Annotated in this window: 15 protein-coding genes; 7 read left to right on the top strand and 8 right to left on the bottom strand. The window is 68.4% G+C overall.

All coding sequences use genetic code 11. The features are described 5' to 3' along the window. Nucleotides 1–200: 200 nt before the first annotated feature. Both prmC and pip read left to right on the top strand, forming a co-directional pair. Nucleotides 201–1,025: a peptide chain release factor N(5)-glutamine methyltransferase gene (gene prmC / locus ACYVBS_RS01890; protein WP_460821404.1), complete on the top strand. Its 825-nt coding sequence runs from the start codon at nucleotides 201–203 to the stop codon at nucleotides 1,023–1,025. Nucleotides 1,026–1,171: 146 nt separating this feature from the next. Further along, nucleotides 1,172–2,113, top strand: coding sequence for a prolyl aminopeptidase (gene pip / locus ACYVBS_RS01885; RefSeq protein WP_460821403.1), 942 nt, complete (start codon nucleotides 1,172–1,174; stop codon nucleotides 2,111–2,113). 107 nt (nucleotides 2,114–2,220) lie between these two features. On the opposite strand, the gene ACYVBS_RS01880 is transcribed toward pip, so the two are convergent. The 3 genes from ACYVBS_RS01880 to ACYVBS_RS01870 all read right to left on the bottom strand — a co-directional run bounded on the left by ACYVBS_RS01880 (nucleotide 2,221) and on the right by ACYVBS_RS01870 (nucleotide 4,419). Further along, entirely contained in the window at nucleotides 2,221–2,715 is a 495-nt protein-coding gene (locus ACYVBS_RS01880; protein WP_460821612.1) for an NUDIX hydrolase, read from the bottom strand. Nucleotides 2,716–2,908: 193 nt separating this feature from the next. Continuing rightward, complete coding sequence (locus tag ACYVBS_RS01875; protein WP_460821401.1) at nucleotides 2,909–3,856, bottom strand: 5'-3' exonuclease; 948 nt, start codon at nucleotides 3,854–3,856, stop codon at nucleotides 2,909–2,911. Next, the gene (locus ACYVBS_RS01870; protein WP_460821611.1) at nucleotides 3,841–4,419 is read right to left on the bottom strand and encodes a nitroreductase family protein; all 579 of its coding nucleotides are present in this window, start codon (nucleotides 4,417–4,419) and stop codon (nucleotides 3,841–3,843) included. The genes ACYVBS_RS01875 and ACYVBS_RS01870 overlap by 16 nt, the downstream gene beginning before the upstream one ends. A 151-nt stretch (nucleotides 4,420–4,570) precedes the next feature. On the opposite strand from ACYVBS_RS01870, the gene ACYVBS_RS01865 reads away from it, so the two are divergent. Continuing rightward, complete coding sequence (locus ACYVBS_RS01865) at nucleotides 4,571–6,748, top strand: DUF1631 family protein (protein WP_460821400.1); 2,178 nt, start codon at nucleotides 4,571–4,573, stop codon at nucleotides 6,746–6,748. Between the two features lie 75 nt (nucleotides 6,749–6,823). After that, a complete protein-coding gene (locus ACYVBS_RS01860; protein WP_460821399.1) occupies nucleotides 6,824–7,936 on the top strand; it encodes an NAD(P) transhydrogenase subunit alpha in 1,113 nt (370 codons plus the stop codon). A gap of 116 nt (nucleotides 7,937–8,052) precedes the next feature. On the opposite strand, the gene ACYVBS_RS01855 is transcribed toward ACYVBS_RS01860, so the two are convergent. Genes ACYVBS_RS01855 through ACYVBS_RS01845 form a run of 3 tightly spaced genes read right to left on the bottom strand, consistent with a single transcriptional unit; the run spans nucleotide 8,053 to nucleotide 9,504 of the window. Then, complete coding sequence (locus tag ACYVBS_RS01855) at nucleotides 8,053–8,502, bottom strand: DUF3106 domain-containing protein (RefSeq protein ID WP_460821398.1); 450 nt, start codon at nucleotides 8,500–8,502, stop codon at nucleotides 8,053–8,055. Nucleotide 8,503: 1 nt separating this feature from the next. After that, nucleotides 8,504–8,920, bottom strand: a complete 417-nt coding sequence (locus ACYVBS_RS01850) for a hypothetical protein (RefSeq protein WP_460821396.1) — start codon at nucleotides 8,918–8,920, stop codon at nucleotides 8,504–8,506. Beyond that, a complete protein-coding gene (locus tag ACYVBS_RS01845) occupies nucleotides 8,917–9,504 on the bottom strand; it encodes an RNA polymerase sigma factor (protein WP_460821610.1) in 588 nt (195 codons plus the stop codon). Before ACYVBS_RS01845 ends, ACYVBS_RS01850 begins: the two co-directional genes overlap by 4 nt. Before the next feature lie 200 nt (nucleotides 9,505–9,704). Here ACYVBS_RS01845 and ACYVBS_RS01840 point away from each other — a divergent pair, with 200 nt between their 5' ends. After that, on the top strand, nucleotides 9,705–10,004 hold the full coding sequence (locus ACYVBS_RS01840) for an NAD(P) transhydrogenase subunit alpha part 2 (RefSeq protein WP_460821395.1): 300 nt from the start codon (nucleotides 9,705–9,707) through the stop codon (nucleotides 10,002–10,004). 106 nt (nucleotides 10,005–10,110) lie between these two features. Then, nucleotides 10,111–11,499, top strand: a complete 1,389-nt coding sequence (locus tag ACYVBS_RS01835; RefSeq protein WP_460821394.1) for an NAD(P)(+) transhydrogenase (Re/Si-specific) subunit beta — start codon at nucleotides 10,111–10,113, stop codon at nucleotides 11,497–11,499. 130 nt (nucleotides 11,500–11,629) lie between these two features. On the opposite strand, the gene ACYVBS_RS01830 is transcribed toward ACYVBS_RS01835, so the two are convergent. Next, nucleotides 11,630–12,049 carry a hypothetical protein gene (locus ACYVBS_RS01830; protein ID WP_460821393.1) on the bottom strand — a complete coding sequence of 140 codons (420 nt, stop codon included), beginning with the start codon at nucleotides 12,047–12,049 and terminating at the stop codon, nucleotides 11,630–11,632. Between the two features lie 100 nt (nucleotides 12,050–12,149). Between ACYVBS_RS01830 and sufT the strand changes: the two genes are divergently transcribed. Then, nucleotides 12,150–12,701 carry a putative Fe-S cluster assembly protein SufT gene (sufT, locus tag ACYVBS_RS01825; RefSeq protein WP_460821392.1) on the top strand — a complete coding sequence of 184 codons (552 nt, stop codon included), beginning with the start codon at nucleotides 12,150–12,152 and terminating at the stop codon, nucleotides 12,699–12,701. A 12-nt stretch (nucleotides 12,702–12,713) separates the two neighbouring features. Here sufT and ACYVBS_RS01820 read toward each other — a convergent pair whose 3' ends face one another. Next, on the bottom strand, nucleotides 12,714–15,665 hold the full coding sequence (locus ACYVBS_RS01820) for a winged helix-turn-helix domain-containing protein (protein WP_460821391.1): 2,952 nt from the start codon (nucleotides 15,663–15,665) through the stop codon (nucleotides 12,714–12,716). Between the last annotated feature and the right edge of the window lie 156 nt (nucleotides 15,666–15,821).

Below are 15,821 nucleotides of genomic sequence, written 5' to 3'. Positions count from 1 at the left end.
GGGGTGGTGGAAGGGGAGCGGCTGCCCGCTACGGAGAAAAGCATAGGCGCGATCAATAGATATGACAAATCGATTGTTGGAATTACATTGATAGGCAGCGGCTATCAATTCCAGTGGGGTTCTCGACTGTTTTGTTTCGGAGTGGCCGCGTGCGGCTGGGGTCTCGTACCATCGCCCGTCCCTGTTTCCCGCCCTAGACCGTGCCTCGACTAGACGACCTGCTGCGTGCCGCCCGTTCCCGGTTGGAGCCGGGCGAAGCAGACCTGCTGCTGGCCCATGCCTTGGGCCGCCCGCGTACGTGGCTGTTCAGCCACGGCGGCGATGAGGTGGACGGCGAAGCCGCCGAGCAGTTCGAGTCGCTGGTGCAACGCCGGATGCGGGGTGAGCCCGTGGCCTACCTCACCGGCCACCGCGGCTTTTGGCGGTTCGACCTGGCGGTGGGCCCGGCCACGCTCATCCCTCGCCCCGAGACCGAGCGTCTGGTGGAGCTCGCGCTTGAACGTTTGCCGACAGCGCAGTCGCTGCGCGTGGCGGACCTGGGGACCGGCAGCGGCGCCATCGCGCTGGCCCTGGCGGCCGAGCGGCCGCAGGCCGCGCTGGTGGCCACGGACGCGAGTGCCGCCGCGCTGGAGGTGGCGCGCGCGAACGCCGGGAGGCTCCACCTGGCCAATATCGAATTCCGGTTGGGCGACTGGTTTGCCCCTGTGTGTGGCGAGCGTTTCAACCTCATCGCCAGCAATCCGCCGTACATCGCATCCGACGACCCGCACCTGGACGAGGGCGACCTGCGTTTTGAGCCGGCCGCGGCGCTGGCCTCCGGTCAGGACGGGTTGGATGCCATTCGCGAGATCGTGGCCGGCGCGCCGGTGCACCTGCTCCCGAACGGCTGGTTGTTGCTGGAGCATGGCTGGGACCAGGGCGTGGCCGTTCGTGACCTGCTGGCATCGGCCGGGTTCCGCGACGTGGCCACGGAGCTCGATCTGGAAGGACGGGACCGCGTGACGCTCGGCCGCTGCCCGGGCTGAAGCGGCCGTGCGCCCCGACGGGGCGCAGGCGCGTGGGCGTGGCAACGGGTTTGCTCTGGGGGCTGCCCCCAAGTTCAGCGCCTTGGGCAGCACGCACCACCGGGAACGGGGGCTACACTTTCCCGGTTCTTCCTGCCGAGACCCCCATGCGCACCCTTTACCCCGAAATCCAACCCTACGATGTCGGCCAGCTGAAGGTCGACGACCGGCACACGCTGTATTACGAGCAGTGCGGCAACCCGCAGGGCAAGCCGGTGGTGATGCTGCACGGCGGGCCGGGTGGGGGCTGCACGGACAAGATGCGCCGTTTCCACGATCCGTCCAAGTACCGGATCATCCTGTTCGACCAGCGCGGCAGCGGGCGCTCCACGCCGCACGCCGACCTGGTCGACAACACCACCTGGCACCTGGTGGCCGACATCGAAACGCTGCGCGAAAAGCTCGGCATCGAGGCATGGCAGGTGTTCGGCGGCTCGTGGGGTTCCACCCTCGCGCTGGCGTATGCGCAGACCCACCCTGAGCGCGTCACCGAACTGGTGTTGCGCGGCATCTTCATGCTGCGTCGCTGGGAACTGGAATGGTTCTACCAGGAGGGCGCGTCGCGACTGTTCCCCGATGCGTGGGAACACTACCTGGCCGCGATCCCGGTGGTTGAGCGCCACGACCTGATCAGCGCCTTCCACCGCCGGCTGACCAGCGACGACGAGGCTGTCCGCTTGGCCGCCGCCAAGGCCTGGAGCGTCTGGGAGGGGGCGACCAGCTTCCTGCACGTGGACACGGACTTCGCCAACGCGCACGAAGACCCCCAGTTCGCGCTCGCCTTCGCCCGCATCGAGAACCACTACTTCGTCAACAGCGGCTTCTTCGAGGTTGACGACCAGCTGCTGCGCGACGCGCACAAGATCGCGCACATTCCCGGCGTCATCGTGCACGGCCGCTATGACGTGGTGTGCCCGGTCGCCAATGCGTGGGACCTGCACAAGGTGTGGCCGAAGGCCGAACTGGTCATCACCCCGGCATCGGGACACTCGGCGTTTGAAGCCGAGAATGTTGACGCGCTGGTGGCCGCGACGGATCGGTTTGCGTGATCGCCTGACGAGCCGGCGATGTGTCGCCGGCTGAAAGGAAGGCGTGGGGGCCGCCGCAAGTGGCGGTCCCTATCCCGGAGTCACTACATCGGCAGTAACGCCCTTGCTCACGTCGCAGACCCATCCGGGTTCCGATCCACCATCCAAAGCCCGCCCCACAGCTTGAGATCCAGCTCGTAGCCTTCGCGCTGCTTCTGCATCAGCCACGCCGGCGCCTCGGCGACGGGCACCTCATGGACGATGATGTCCTCGCCGTCCACGCCGCCCCCATCGCCCACCTTGCGCAGGCCCGTGGCGCGCACATAGGCGATGCGCTCGTTGCTCATGCCCGAGGACGTCGGGCCGATCAGCAGCACGTGCAATTCATCGGCATGCCAGCCGGTTTCCTCCTCCAGCTCGCGACGCGCGGCATCCTCCAGCGTGTCCTCGCCGGCCTGGTCGCCGACGAGCCCGGCCGGCATCTCGATGGTGCGCGCCTGCAGCGGCACGCGGAACTGTTCGACGAAGATGATCCGGTCGTCCGGGGTCACGGCGATGATGATCACCGCCATGCCATTGCCGTGCGCGCGCTCGGCGTATTCCCAGCGTCCGCGACGCAACATCCGAAGCCATTGGCCGTCGTAGAGGGTTTCCACGGGGGCGGTGTTGTCGTGCAGGTCGTGGTGGCCGGTTGGCTGATCTGGCCGCCGGGCGCTCCCCTCGGTCACGGCGTTGTGTTCGTTGGAATGCATGCGCTCTCGTCCAGTGGCTTTTTTTCAAAGGTGCCGCCGTGGTGGGGCGCCGATGATCCTGATACTACGACGCCGTGGATGACGCCGCGATCTCCACGCCGCCCGCCTGGTGCAGGCGTCGCCGCGTCATCGGGCCAAAGCGCAACGCATCACACAGCGTGGCCAGCCGGGCCGCGTCGGCCCGATCCCGGGTGAAGTGCGCGTCATGCCCGGTCAACGGCGCGTCCAAGGCAATCGTGGTCAAGCGTCGGCACAGCAGCGCCTGCTCGCGGTGCGCCCGCAGCTTGGCGGCCGTGCTGGCCGCGCCGCGCAGTCGCAGGAACGGAATCTCCTCCACCCGGTCCAGCAGTGCATCCAGGGTGCCGAAATGGGCCAGCAGCGCCGCCGCGGTTTTCGCGCCGATGCCGGGCACGCCTGGAATGTTGTCCACGGCGTCGCCGCACAGTGCCAGGTAATCGGCGATCTGATGGGCCTGCACGCCATGACGTTCCGGCACACCCTCCATGCCCCAGCGTTGACCGCGAGCGAAGTCCCACTGCACGTCCTCGCCTTCGAGCAGTTGCGACAAGTCCTTGTCCGCGGACACGATCACGCCGCGGTAGCCCTGTGCGCGCATCGTCGCCAAGGCGCTGCCGATGAGGTCATCCGCCTCGTATGCCTGATGCGCCAACACTGTCAGTCCCAGCGCCTGGCACAGCGCCTTGCAGTGGGCGAATTGGCGCTTGAGTTCTTCCGGCGCCGGGTCGCGGTTGGCCTTGTAGGCCGGGTACAGCTCGTTGCGGAAACACGAATCCAGCGCTTCGTCGAAGGCGACGGCGATGTGCTGCGGGCGTTCGCGCTCGACCAGTTCCAGCAGGAAACGGGCGAAGCCATGCACGGCATTGGTCGGCCAGCCTTCGTCGTCGTGGAACTCGTTGGGCATCGAGTGCCACGCGCGGAACACATAGAGGCTGGCGTCGACCAGGTACAGCGCAGGCCGCGTGCGCGCTGGCGAGGTCACGTCGGCGACCATTCGGTCAGCAGCGCCTGCGGGTCCGGGCGCTGGCGCTCCGGGGCTTCCAGGGTCGGCGTGCCGATGTGGATGAAGCCCACCACGCGCTCATCGGCCTCCAGGTCCAGCCAGCCGTGCACCACCGGGTCGTAGGCAGGCCAGCCGGTCAGCCAGGTGGCGCCAAAGCCCATTGCCTGGGCGGCCTGCAGCAGCGCGAAACACACGCAGCCCGCCGACAGCAGGCGCTCCTGCTCTGGAATCTTTTCGTCCGGGCCGAAACGGCCCACCACCGTCACCACCAGCGGCGCCAGCGAGAAGCGCTCCCGATCCTTCTCCACCACGGCGTCCGCGGCGTCAGGGTCGCGTTCGCGACTGCGGGCCGCCAACCGCTCGCCCAAGGCATGGCGCGCGTCGCCGCGCAGGGTCACGAAGCGGAAGGGCACCCGTTTCCCGTGGTCCGGCACGCGCACCGCCGAAGTGAGCATCCGCAGCAGCGTGGCCTGGTCCGGGCCTGGCTCCGACAGGTGCCGGGCAGGCGTCGAGCGGCGGTGGTCCAGGCAGGTAAGGGAGGGTGGCGCGGCAATATCAGGCATCGGTCACAGAATTCGGGAAAGGAGGGGCGGCAGACTGCCGATCGTGCATCAATTGTGGCGTCACTTGGGATAATGTGACGCAAAGCGTCATTAACGTTGGGGAGGCCGTGTGTCCAGTCACCCGCCCGGCGCCATTCGCGCCATGAGGACGGATCCGTTTCGCGTGCTTGAGGAGCTCAAGCGCGCCGCATTGGAGCGGCTGGGCGGCATACCAGGCACATTGTACGGCCCCCTCGAGGACGCACTGGCGCAGTCGGCCACCCAACTGGAGAGGGATGCGTTCCAGTACGAGGACCAGGCAGCGCTGTGGAGCCTGCGTCACCAGCAGGCGGCCCAGGTCATGCGCTTCCGGCAACAGCTGGCCAAGGGCTTTGACGAGTTCCGCACGCTGCGTCAGCCGGGTCGCAATTACCTGACTCTGGGGCTGTTGGACGAGGCGCAGCTTGACCTGCACCTGGCGGGCGAGCGCATGGCCGAAGGCCTTGCCCAGCGTTACCAAAATCCCCTGGAGGCCCTGGAGTCTCGCCTGCGCACGCTGGCAGCGGTGCTGGGTCTCAAGACCATGGTCAATCCGCTGGGCCCAGTGCGCCTGGCGACGGCGTTTGTCGAAGCGTTCGAGGGCGCCCGCATCCCCGCCAAGCTGCGCGCGGATCTTTTCGGTCTCTACGAAGCCCAACTGGGGCGTGTGCTCGAGGGGTTGTATGCCCAGGCTTGCGCGCTGCTGGAGGAGGGGGGCTACGGACCGCAGGCCCAGCCGCTCACCCAGAGCTCCGCGGAGCCGCTGGTGCCGCCCGCCGTGCCTGTGCCTGTGCCTGTGGAGCCCCCCGCGCCCGCACGACAAGGTGCCGCGCCGCCGCCGCCCATGTCGTCCAGCGCCCCGAATGTCGCGCCGGCGCCCGTCACCCTGGATGAGCTTCGCGACCTGCTGCACGCATGGCGGGATGCGGGTCTGGGTTCTCCCGCTGCCGAGCCCTCGTCGCCCCAGCGCGCGCTGCAGGGACGACGTGACCTGCGCGCGGAGGAAGTCCTTAGCGTGGCTTCGCTGCTGCAGTGCGAGCCCACCGACGCGTTCGCCCGCGCATTCACAGCGCAGGGCGAACTTGCCGCCGTCATTCGTGAACGCCTGGGGGATGGCGCGCGCCGTCTCGGACTGAGCCCGGACCACACCAGCCTGGGCCGCGACAGCGAAGACGCGATCGACCTCGTGGCCATGGTGTTCGAAGCGTTGTTCTCCACGCAGGAGCTGCATGAGCGCTGCCGCCGCCTGTACTCGCGCCTCGTGCTGCCCTACGTGAAAGTGGCCTTGGGAGACCGCGGGTTGTTCGACCTGCCAGCCCATCCTGCCCGCAAACTGTTGGACGCGATTACCGAGGCCTGCGCAGGCAACAACGCCGAAACTCGGTTCGAGCGCGAGTTGTTCGAGCGCGCCGCACTGGTTGCCCAACGCATCGCAGTGGAATACCGGGAAAGCCTGGCGGTTTTCGACCAGGCCTTCGCCGAACTCGATGCCCTGTTGCTGCAGCAGCGGCAGCGGGTGTATCTGCAGGAAGAGCGTGCCGCACAAGCCGTGCACGGTCGCGAACGACTGCAGCACGCACGTGCGCAAGCCGATGCGGTCGTGGCGCGCCGTCTGTCGTTGCAGCCATTGAGTGAGGCGATCGCCGATTTCCTGGGGACGTCCTGGCGACACCACCTGGTCCAGGTGCTGCTGCGCGACGGACTCGAAAGCGCGCGCTTCTCCGAGGCCGTGGCACTGGGCAACGCGCTCGTGGAAGTGGACGGACTCGCCGCGCAGGCCAACGGTCGCGCGCTGGCCGATCGGTTGTTGGGGCTCCAGCGTACGATCGTGGATTGCCTTGCCAGTTCGGGTGGCGATGAATCGGCGGCGCGCCACGGGCTGGTCGCGCTGGTCAGGGGGTTGGCGTCACCGGATACGCCGCGCATGGTCCATCCGCTGCCGTCGCAGCCCGAGCTCGATGCCGGGAGCGACGAAGAGGGGCTGTGGCTCGTGGGCGGCACCGACACGCTGGCGCCGCAGGACCCGTCAATGGTCCAGGCATTGCGCGCGCTCGCGGTGGGTGACTGGGTCCAATTGACCGATGCCGAGGGGGTTGCGACCAAGGCCAAGATCGCCTGGATCAGCCCGCTCACGTCCCGGCGCATGCTGGTCAACGAGCGGGGTGGTCGCGTGCTCGTCGGTTCCGTCGAGGAACTGACGGCGCTCATGGCGCAGGGCCGCTTGTCCGTGGCGGGGACGCCCCATCCCTTCACCGAAGCGATGAACGCGGTGGGCGACCGGTTGCGCCGGATCGCCGCCTGATCCTCTCCTGCGCAACTGTTCACCCCTCGCGCCGCGTTTGGTTAGGATGCGGCGAGCACAGTCCGGAGGGATGGCATGTCGTCAACGGGTCAGGCAGTCAAGGTAGGCGTGGCCCGAGAGGCGGCCGCAGGTGAACGGCGAGTCGCACTGACGCCGGAAACCTGCCGCAAGCTGGTGGCCGCCGGCGTTGAGGTTCGCATCGAATCCGGCGCGGGGGCCGGGGCCGGCATGACCGACGAGGCGTACCGCCAGGCGGGCGGCCAGGTGGTGGCGGATGCTGGGACTGCGCTGTCGGATGCCGACATGGTGTTGTGCGTGCAGCCGCCGCCTCCGTCCACGCTGTCCGGATTGCGGGAAGGCGCCACGCTCATCGGCATGCTGGCGCCCCAGGCCGACGCGGCCCGTGGCGAGGCCATCACAATGCGCAAGCTTGTGGCGTTCCCGCTGGAGCGTCTGCCGCGCACTACACGCGCGCAGGCCATGGACGTCCTCAGTTCGCAGGCGGGCATGGCCGGCTACAAGGCCGTGCTCATCGCGGCGCAGCTGGCGCCGCGTTTCTTCCCGATGCTCACGACCGCGGCAGGCACCATCCGGCCGTCCAAGGTGCTGATCGTGGGGGCTGGCGTGGCCGGCTTGCAGGCCATCGCAACGACGCGGCGCCTGGGCGCGCAGGTCGAGGGGTTCGACGTGCGACCGGAGACGCGCGAGCAGATTGAATCGCTGGGCGGGAAGTTCCTGGACCTCGGCGTAAGTGCCGCCGGCGAAGGCGGTTATGCGCGTCAGCTCACCGACGAAGAACGCGCCGAGCAGCAACGGCGCCTTGGGGAACACCTCAAGGGAATGGACGTCGTGGTCTGCACCGCCGCTGTCCCCGGGCGGCCCGCACCCAAGATCATCACGGCCGCCATGGTCGCGGGAATGAAGCCAGGCAGCGTGATCGTGGACCTGGCTGCGGAAACCGGCGGCAATTGCGAACTCACCCAGCCAGGCGAGACCATCGACAGCAATGGCGTGGTGGTTGCAGGGCCGCTCAACCTGGCGAGCAGCGGGGCCGTGCACGCCAGCGAGATGTTCGCGCGCAACGTCTTCAACTTCGCCAGCCTGCTGTTGAAAGATGGCCAGATGCATTTCGACTGGGACGACGAACTGCTGGCCAAGACCGTGTGGCCGGAGCGCGCCGCCGGCTGATCCGGTCATGCTGCCCGCCATGCGTTGGCGGGGCCGGCAATGTCACGGCGCCCGCGGCGTTGGCTGCGGACCGGTTGGCGGCGTGATACCCCCAGTGCCTCGGTCCAGCGACATCGCTACCGATGCGGCAGCTGGTCTTCCCGCGCGGGCGCCGGATTGGCCTTTACCCACTCGGCGCGTTGCTCCGGGGACATTTGTCGCCACTTCGCCTTCAGGGCAGCACGCCCTTCCGGATCGAGGGTCCGCATCTTGGCGAACAGCGCGCGCATTTCCTCGCGCTGTGCCGGGCCCATTTCCTGCCAGCGGTGCATGCCGTGGCGGGCACGCGCGCGCTGCTCGGGCGTCATCGCCTTCCAGCGCGCCGCATGGTCGAACAGGCGCTGTCGACTTTCCGGCTCGGCATTCCAGCGTTCGCGCAACGGCGCGATCAGGGTGTCGCGCTGGGCGGGGGTCAGCTTGTCCCACGTTGGCAGCGGCGCAGTGGTCGCCTGCCCGGACGCCGTGGCGGGCGGCAGCACGGCCCACAGGAGGCCCAGCGCCAACACGAAGGCAAAGGAACGTCGCATCTCAGTGCTCCAGGGTGGTCGGCATGACGTCGTCGGATGACGCCAGCCAGAGATAGAAGTCGGGGTTCTCGTCGAGCGCCACCGCCGGGTCGCCGGATGCACCATCGGCAGTGTCCGGCGTTACGGCGCTGACTCGTGGCGCGGGCACGGCGGCCGGCGGTGGCAGCAGTTGCAGTGCCACGGCCAGCACGGCGATGGCTGCCAACACCGTCGGCAGGGCCCATGCGGCGCGATGGCGGGCGTCGCGGCGCGAGTCCGGCTGGCGGGCTTGGGCCAGGCGGGCCTGTGCACGGGGCGACAGTCGCTGCAGCGAGGCGCCATGGCTGGCGCGTGCATACGCGTCGAAGCGGGCGTTCGCATCGCCTTCGATCCCCGGCGCAGCGTGTTGGGCGTCGGTCGTGGTGTGGTTGGCCGTCATCGCCAGTCCTCCAGATGTCGCTGCAGCGCCTCACGGGCGCGCGATAGGTGTGTCTTGACCGAGCCTTCGCTGCAGCCCATGACATGTGCGGTGGTCGCTACGTCCAACTCCTCCAGGACGCGCAGGTGGAACGCTTCGCGCTGGCGCCGCGGCAGGGTGGCCATCGCCTCGGCAAAGCGCCCGTACGCCTCGTGGCCGTCGTGGGTCCGCGCGGGGTCGGGGCCCTCGTCCGCCCAGTCCGGCATCGCATCGTCATCGTCCGGTTGGCGTGGCAGCAGCCAGCGGAGGCGAAAGGCGCGACGGCGCTGCAGGTCCACCACGCGCCGACGCAGGATGCTCCAGAACAGGGGTGTCCATTCGCCGGCGGGGCGGCCGGCGTAGCCCAGTAGCTTCGTCATGGCGTCCTGCACGGCGTCCAGCGCGTCCTCGCGGTCGCGCAGCCCCAGTTCGGCGAAACGGAACGCGCGCGGCCCGATGTCCGCCAGGAACGCGTCCAGGGTCGGCGGCGGCTCCGGCGGCGCGCTACTGGCGGCAGCGTCGGGCGCGGGCGCGTTGTCGGCATCACGGGTCACGCGCAGCAGCATAGGGCATGGGTCGGCCGGGGCAGGGGTCACGAACGCTTCCAGCGGCAACCCTCGCCGGGTGGCACAGTGCCGTGGATGCAATCTGAAACGCCCGGACGCGCGTCGGGTTGACAGGCCCGGGGATGTCGCAACGCCGCCCGCCGGGACGGTTATGATCCGATTCAGGGACGCCAACACAGGCCGGATGGGGAGCTGGACCGATGGGTGATGGATTCGTCGCGCTGTACATCTTCATGCTGGCCGCAATCGCCGGCAACGTGATCATCTCGCGGGTGCCGGTGATCCTGCACACGCCGCTGATGTCGGGGTCCAACTTCATCCACGGCATCGTGCTGATCGGCGCGATGGTGGTGCTGGGCCATGCCGACACCACGCTGGAGAAAGCGATCGGCTTCCTCGCCGTGTTGCTGGGCGCGGGCAACGCGGCCGGTGGCTACGTCGTTACCGAACGCATGCTGGAGATGTTCAAGAGCAGCAAGCCGCCGACGGGTGGCAAGTGAGCGGCGGTGTGTCTGCCGTGCCGGCGCCTTCGCGCCTTTCAAACCGCGATGTTCTCCAGAGACTGAGTTGCCTGCAGCCCGCGTTGCCTGCGGATAGGAGCCAAGCATGAGCGCGTTGACGCTGGTCAAGCTGAGTTATTTCGTCGCGGCTACGCTGTTCCTGCTGGGCTTGCAGCGCATGGCGAGCCCCAAGACCGCACGCAGCGGCATCCAGTGGGCCGGCGTCGGCATGTTGATCGCCACGGGGGCCACGTTCTTCCTGCCGGGCCTGCACAACCTCGGGCTGATGGTCGCGGCCATCGTCATCGGCGTGGCGGTGAACTGGATGTGGGGCAAGAAGGTGGCCATCACCGACATGCCGCAGATGGTGGCGCTGTTCAACGGCATGGGCGGCGGTTCCGCGGCGGCGATCGGCGCGGTGGAGCTGGTGCGCTTTTCGGCCGGCGCCCCGGTGTCGTCCACCTTCACGCTCGCGCTGGCGGTGATCGGCGCGCTGATCGGCTCGGTATCGCTGACAGGCTCGGTGATTGCCTGGGCCAAGCTCGACGGGCGCATGGACAAGCGCTACACCTTCCCCGGCCAGCAGTGGTTCAACGCGCTGGTGGCGTTGGCTGCGGTGCTATGCGGTGCATTTGCGCTCCACACGCTGGCAATGCCGTGGATCATCGCGTTCTTCGTGCTCGCACTGGCACTGGGCGTGTTGATGACGCTGCCCATCGGCGGCGCGGACATGCCGGTGGTGATCTCGCTGTACAACGCGCTCACCGGTCTGGCCGTGGCCTTCGAGGGCTATGTGCTGGGCAACGAAGCGCTGATCATCGCCGGCATGATGGTCGGTGCCGCCGGCACGCTGCTCACGCAGCTGATGGCGAAGGCGATGAATCGACCGATCACGGGCGTGCTGTTCTCCAATTTTGGTGGTGGCGGTCAGGCGCAGGAAATCGCCGGCAGCCAGAAGCCGATCGAGGCCGGTGACGTGGCCGCAATGATGGCCTATGCCGAGCGCGTGGTGATCGTGCCCGGCTACGGCCTGGCGGTGGCGCAAGCCCAGCACAAGGTGTGGGAGCTGACGCAGAAGCTGATGGAGCGCGGGGTCAAGGTGAAGTTCGCCATCCACCCGGTGGCGGGGCGCATGCCGGGCCACATGAACGTGCTGCTCGCGGAGGCCGGCGTGCCCTATGACCTGATCGCCGACATGGACGACATCAATCCCGAGTTCCCGTCCACCGATGTATCACTGGTGATCGGCGCCAACGACGTGGTCAATCCGGTGGCCAAGACCGATCCCGCCAGCCCGATCTACGGCATGCCGATCCTCGACGTGGTGGCTTCGAAGAACACCATCGTCATCAAGCGCGGCAAGGGAACGGGTTTTGCCGGCATCGAGAACGCCCTGTTCTATGCCGACAACACGCGCATGCTCTACGGCGATGCGGCCAGCATGGTGGCGGCGCTGGTCAGCGAGTTGAAGGCGCTGGACGGCGGCGGGCACTGACGGGCTAAACGCGGGCCGGCAGCGTCCAGGTTTGAATCCGTCGTCCCGTTGCGGGGGGGCGCGGTCCGGCCGCTCGGAGGGGCCGGCGGGATTGGCGGGAGAAGAGGGCGAAGTCGGCAGGCTTCCCGCTTCAGCGAGACAGCCAGACCGCCATCGCCAGTGCCACGGCGATCCACAGCATGTCCATGGGGCCGTTGGCGAGTTGAGCCAACGTCCAGGCGTGGTCGCCGCCGAGCCGGGTGATGGATTCCCAGGGCTCGAGGCCCAACATTCCGCCCAATTGCGCGGCGATGATCGCCCAGTTGGCAAAGCCAATGATGGCCGCGGTGGCCCCTATCGCCGCGAACATGCGGGTGCGGCCCGCCGGCCATCCACTGAGTCGCAGCATCCACGCCACGTCCAGTGCGCCGACGACCGCCAGCCAACTCACCTGGCGACTGGTGTAGAGCGCCACCAGGGTCCAGATCGCGGCGAATCCGACAACGGTGAGCACCAGCAGCAGCGGTGACAGCCAGGGAATGGAAGGGGAGGGCGAGCGCGCGAGGGACATTGGGACGGGGCGGGGAGCAGGCCTCACAGCATAGCGGGGACCCGGCTGGGGTCAATTTGGACTAGAATGGTCCCATTCGAATCCAGCCCCCTTTTTCCTCATGTATTCCCGCAGCAGCGAGCCTGTCCGATTCGAGCGCGATTGCGACGTCGTGATGGTCCCGCAGGGTGACAAGGTCACCTTGCCGGCCGGCAGCGTCGGCTACATCACCCAGGCGCTGGGTGGCAGCTACACCGTCTTCGTGGAGGGCAACCTGTTCCGCGTGGCGGGCCAGGACGCCGATGCCATTGGCAAGGAGCCGGTGCCCCCGCTGGAACTGCCCGAGGGGGCGGACGACGAGGCGGTCGAACAGATGGTGTGGACGCAGCTTCGCACCTGTTTCGACCCGGAAATCCCGATCAACATCGTCGATCTGGGGCTGGTGTACGAGGCCTCGGTCAAGCCTCGCGAGGACGGTCAGCGTGAGGTTGCCATCCGCATGACCCTGACCGCGCCCGCCTGCGGCATGGGCGACATCCTCGTGGCTGACGTTCGCGACAAGGTGGAGATGATTCCCACCGTGGCCGAAGCCGATGTCGAGCTGGTGTTCGACCCGCCGTGGAACCGCAACATGATGTCGGAGATTGCCCGGCTCGAAACCGGCATGCTCTGACCGCATCCAGGCTCAGCGCGCGCCTTGCGCGGTGACCACCTGGATGGCGCCCTTCGCACGATCGGTGCGTGGGGCCATCCATGCCAGCGTCGCGCCGCGCAGGCCGGTGCGCTGGGCGAAGGCCGCGCGCGTCGCCCCCGTGCACGCCCCGACGACGGCACCAGGCGGCATCAGGCTGTGCACTTCCTGCTGGACGATGGCGTCGCCGACTTTGTGCGCTTGGGCATCCAATCGGGCCAGCTGGCGCGAGGCCGCTTCGGTCTGGCCGGTGGCGAGGCTGTGGCCGATGTCCAGTTCGGCCAGTCGGTTGGAGAGGAACCAATCCCCGGGCGGCAGGTCGGCCCGGGCCACCTCGGCATGCGCGCGGCTGGTCTCCCAGTCACCCCGGGCCGCCGCGACTTCCGCCAGGCCCAGCTCCACCATCCGTGACAGGTGCAGGTATTCGGCGCGTGCCGCGCCAGGCGCCACCGCACGGTAAATCGCTTCTGCCTGAGCCGGTTGCTTCGCCCGCGTCAATGCTGTTGCCAGTGAGATAGCGGGCCACCAGCGATCTGGCCCATCAGGCAAGGCGTCGATCCGGGCCTGGATTGCCTTCAGCGCCGCGGGCTCGGCGCCGCCGTCGTTGACGATGGCGTCCAGCATCAACGCGCCGAGGTCCGCGAGCAGCCGGGTCAGGTCGTGATCCATCTGGCGGCAAGCGGCGTACAGCGTGCGTGCGCGCGCCACCTTGCCCTGCACGGCCATCATTTCCGCCTTGCCGCACGCCACCCGGGCCCGCGAAATGGGCGGCAGCGGCGAGTTCCCGGCGTGCTGTGCCGCCACCAGACGATCCAGGGTGGCGAGGGCTGCGTCGTACCTGCCGTGCAGAAATTCGAGTTGCGCTCCGAACTGGGCCGCCCAGAAGGCCCTATCGCCGCGCAGGTCAGAGCTGCGCAGGCGCTGTAGCCGTTGCTCGGCGCTGGCAAAGTCGCCTCGGGCCATGTCCTCGTTGAGCAGGTCCAGGTCCAGATGCTGCTGGGCCACCGCGTCACCGGCTTCATTGGCCGCGGTCAGCGCCTGCGCGAGGCGGGTGCGGTATTCGGCCATGTTCCCGGCGACGTATTGCTGGAAGGCGGCGCGACGAAGGATCTCGATTTCCAGTTGCCGGTACCCGGACGCCCGCGCGCGCGCCAGCAGCGCCTCCAGCTTGGCGTCGGCGCCGGGGGCTCCTGCCGGTCGCGCGGACTCGGCGAGGAACCGTGCATAAAGCGCATCGATCTCGTCGCCAGCCGCCTCGAACTCGCGTGCTGCGCGTTCAAAGAGGCCCAGGTCGGCCTTGCCCTCGTATTGGACGGCATTGGCCTCTGCCTCAATCGTCAGGGCCATGGCGTGCTCGATCTGCCAGCCTCGTCCCGCGGCCTCAGCAAGCTTGCGCGCTTGGTCGGCGTGGACGCGTGCTTGTTGCGGGTCGCCCAACTGCAGGTGCATGTCGGCCAACGACAGCAACTGGGGAATGCGCAGGCCAAGCGCCTCGGTCGTCCAGTCCGGTCGTTCAAGGATCGCGCGAGCCTGGTCCAATTGGCCCGCGCGAGCGAGCAGCTTGGCCTGGTCGAGCAGGAAAGCGCGACGGTTCGGGTAGGCCTTGGCCAGTTCACCCGAGGCCTCCGCGGCATCCAGCAGGCGACGGGGGTCTGCGGCCAGTTGCAGGGCATCGATGACCTTGCCCGCGTCAGCGGGAAGCGGCTTGAGCATCGCCCGGGCGGTGGCGAACTGTTCGATCGCCAAGCCGGCCTGCCCGAGTCGGCCCAACGCCACCGCGAGTTGCAGCCTGGCCACGCCGAACCGTGGGGAGCGTTGGATCACGTCCTGCGCGGCGACCCGCGCGCTTGCCCAGTCGCGTCGCTCCAGGGCTTTGAAGGTGTCGGCAAAGCGCCGCGCGGACGCCGGATCCAGCGCCAGTGGGGGCCACACGTCTTTCGCCCGGCCCGGGATGAGGCGCCGCAGTACCTCATTGGACGCGGTATCGACGAGGCGGGGCAGGTCGTGGGCGGGCCCCACCACCTGGACGCTTTCGTTCCCCGCCAGGCCGTCAAAGCTCGCCCGGACATAGATGTCGCCCGCCCGATCCGGGGAGGCCCCGGTCGCCAGCAGCATGACGTTCGGCCTCGCCGGCGATTTCCCCGCCGCCAGGTTCTCTTCCCGAAGCACGTTCACGTCGGGCAACGCGCGGAGTTTCCAGTCCAGCCATGCGTGCAGCACGGTGGTACGCCAGTTTGCGTCGCCTTCCTGGGTGTCAGGAGGCTGGACCTCGATCAGCAACACGTCTGTGCTGGCGCTCGCGCGTCGGTCCGACTGGCCGCCAAACCAGCTGGCCGAAACCGCCAAGGCCGCCAGGCACAACATCGTGGCCGCAATCCACCAGCGGCGGGCAGGCGGGAAGGGTGGGGTCCGAATCGGCGGCGGGGGCAGGCATGGATCCTCCACGCTGGGCTTGACGTAGTCTTCCTCGGCCCCCAAGGGTGTGCCGGGTGGAGGGACGAGGGACGGCGGCGCTTGCGCTGCCAAGGGGGCGTTCAACGGCCCAGTCGCAATTCCTGATGGGTCGGCCTGTGCGGGCCCGGTCGCCGCGCCGTCCCCCACCGCCGTGATGGGCGCAGGCGGCTCAAACACATAGCCCCCTTTTGCCACCGTACGGATCCAGTCCTTGCGCTCCGGCCCCAGTGCCTTGCGCAGCACCCAGATGGCCTGGGAGAGGTTGGCGTCTTCGACGATGACCCCGGGCCAGACCCGCTGGAACAGGTCCGCCCGCGGATGCAGGACGTGGGGCTCGCGCAGGAACAGCATCAAGAGGTCGAACGTGCGCTGCGGCAGTTCAACCGTCTGTTCCGGGCGTACCACCCGGCGGTAGCGCGTATCCACGCGCACGTCGTCGATCTGTAGCAGCCAGGCATTGGCCGGCCACGTCTGGCGCGTTGATTCCGTCACTGCAGTGCCCCGAACACACGTGCTGCAACCCGTCCTTGTCGGCGTGCCAGGCACCGTCTACGGGCGGCCCCGCATCCTTGGTGGCCTCCGCAGGCGAGCCTGGTCGCATCTCCTGTCTGTCGATGTTCGCACGCGGAGCGGCCGTACGGAGGCGTC

It is taken from the genome of Lysobacter olei, from assembly GCF_054777355.1.
This window is presented reverse-complemented; position numbering and strand designations above follow the sequence as displayed.

Coding starts and splice junctions, on each gene's coding strand:
- pip (WP_460821403.1), top strand. CDS start 1,172: ATGCGCACCCTTTACCCCGAAATCCAACCCTACGATGTCGGCCAGCTG.
- ACYVBS_RS01840 (WP_460821395.1), top strand. CDS start 9,705: ATGGGTGATGGATTCGTCGCGCTGTACATCTTCATGCTGGCCGCAATC.
- ACYVBS_RS01835 (WP_460821394.1), top strand. CDS start 10,111: ATGAGCGCGTTGACGCTGGTCAAGCTGAGTTATTTCGTCGCGGCTACG.
- ACYVBS_RS01845 (WP_460821610.1), bottom strand. CDS start 9,504: ATGCTGCTGCGCGTGACCCGTGATGCCGACAACGCGCCCGCGCCCGAC.
- ACYVBS_RS01830 (WP_460821393.1), bottom strand. CDS start 12,049: ATGTCCCTCGCGCGCTCGCCCTCCCCTTCCATTCCCTGGCTGTCACCG.
- ACYVBS_RS01875 (WP_460821401.1), bottom strand. CDS start 3,856: ATGGTCGCCGACGTGACCTCGCCAGCGCGCACGCGGCCTGCGCTGTAC.
- ACYVBS_RS01850 (WP_460821396.1), bottom strand. CDS start 8,920: ATGACGGCCAACCACACCACGACCGACGCCCAACACGCTGCGCCGGGG.
- sufT (WP_460821392.1), top strand. CDS start 12,150: ATGTATTCCCGCAGCAGCGAGCCTGTCCGATTCGAGCGCGATTGCGAC.
- ACYVBS_RS01855 (WP_460821398.1), bottom strand. CDS start 8,502: ATGCGACGTTCCTTTGCCTTCGTGTTGGCGCTGGGCCTCCTGTGGGCC.
- ACYVBS_RS01860 (WP_460821399.1), top strand. CDS start 6,824: ATGTCGTCAACGGGTCAGGCAGTCAAGGTAGGCGTGGCCCGAGAGGCG.
- ACYVBS_RS01880 (WP_460821612.1), bottom strand. CDS start 2,715: ATGTTGCGTCGCGGACGCTGGGAATACGCCGAGCGCGCGCACGGCAAT.
- ACYVBS_RS01865 (WP_460821400.1), top strand. CDS start 4,571: ATGAGGACGGATCCGTTTCGCGTGCTTGAGGAGCTCAAGCGCGCCGCA.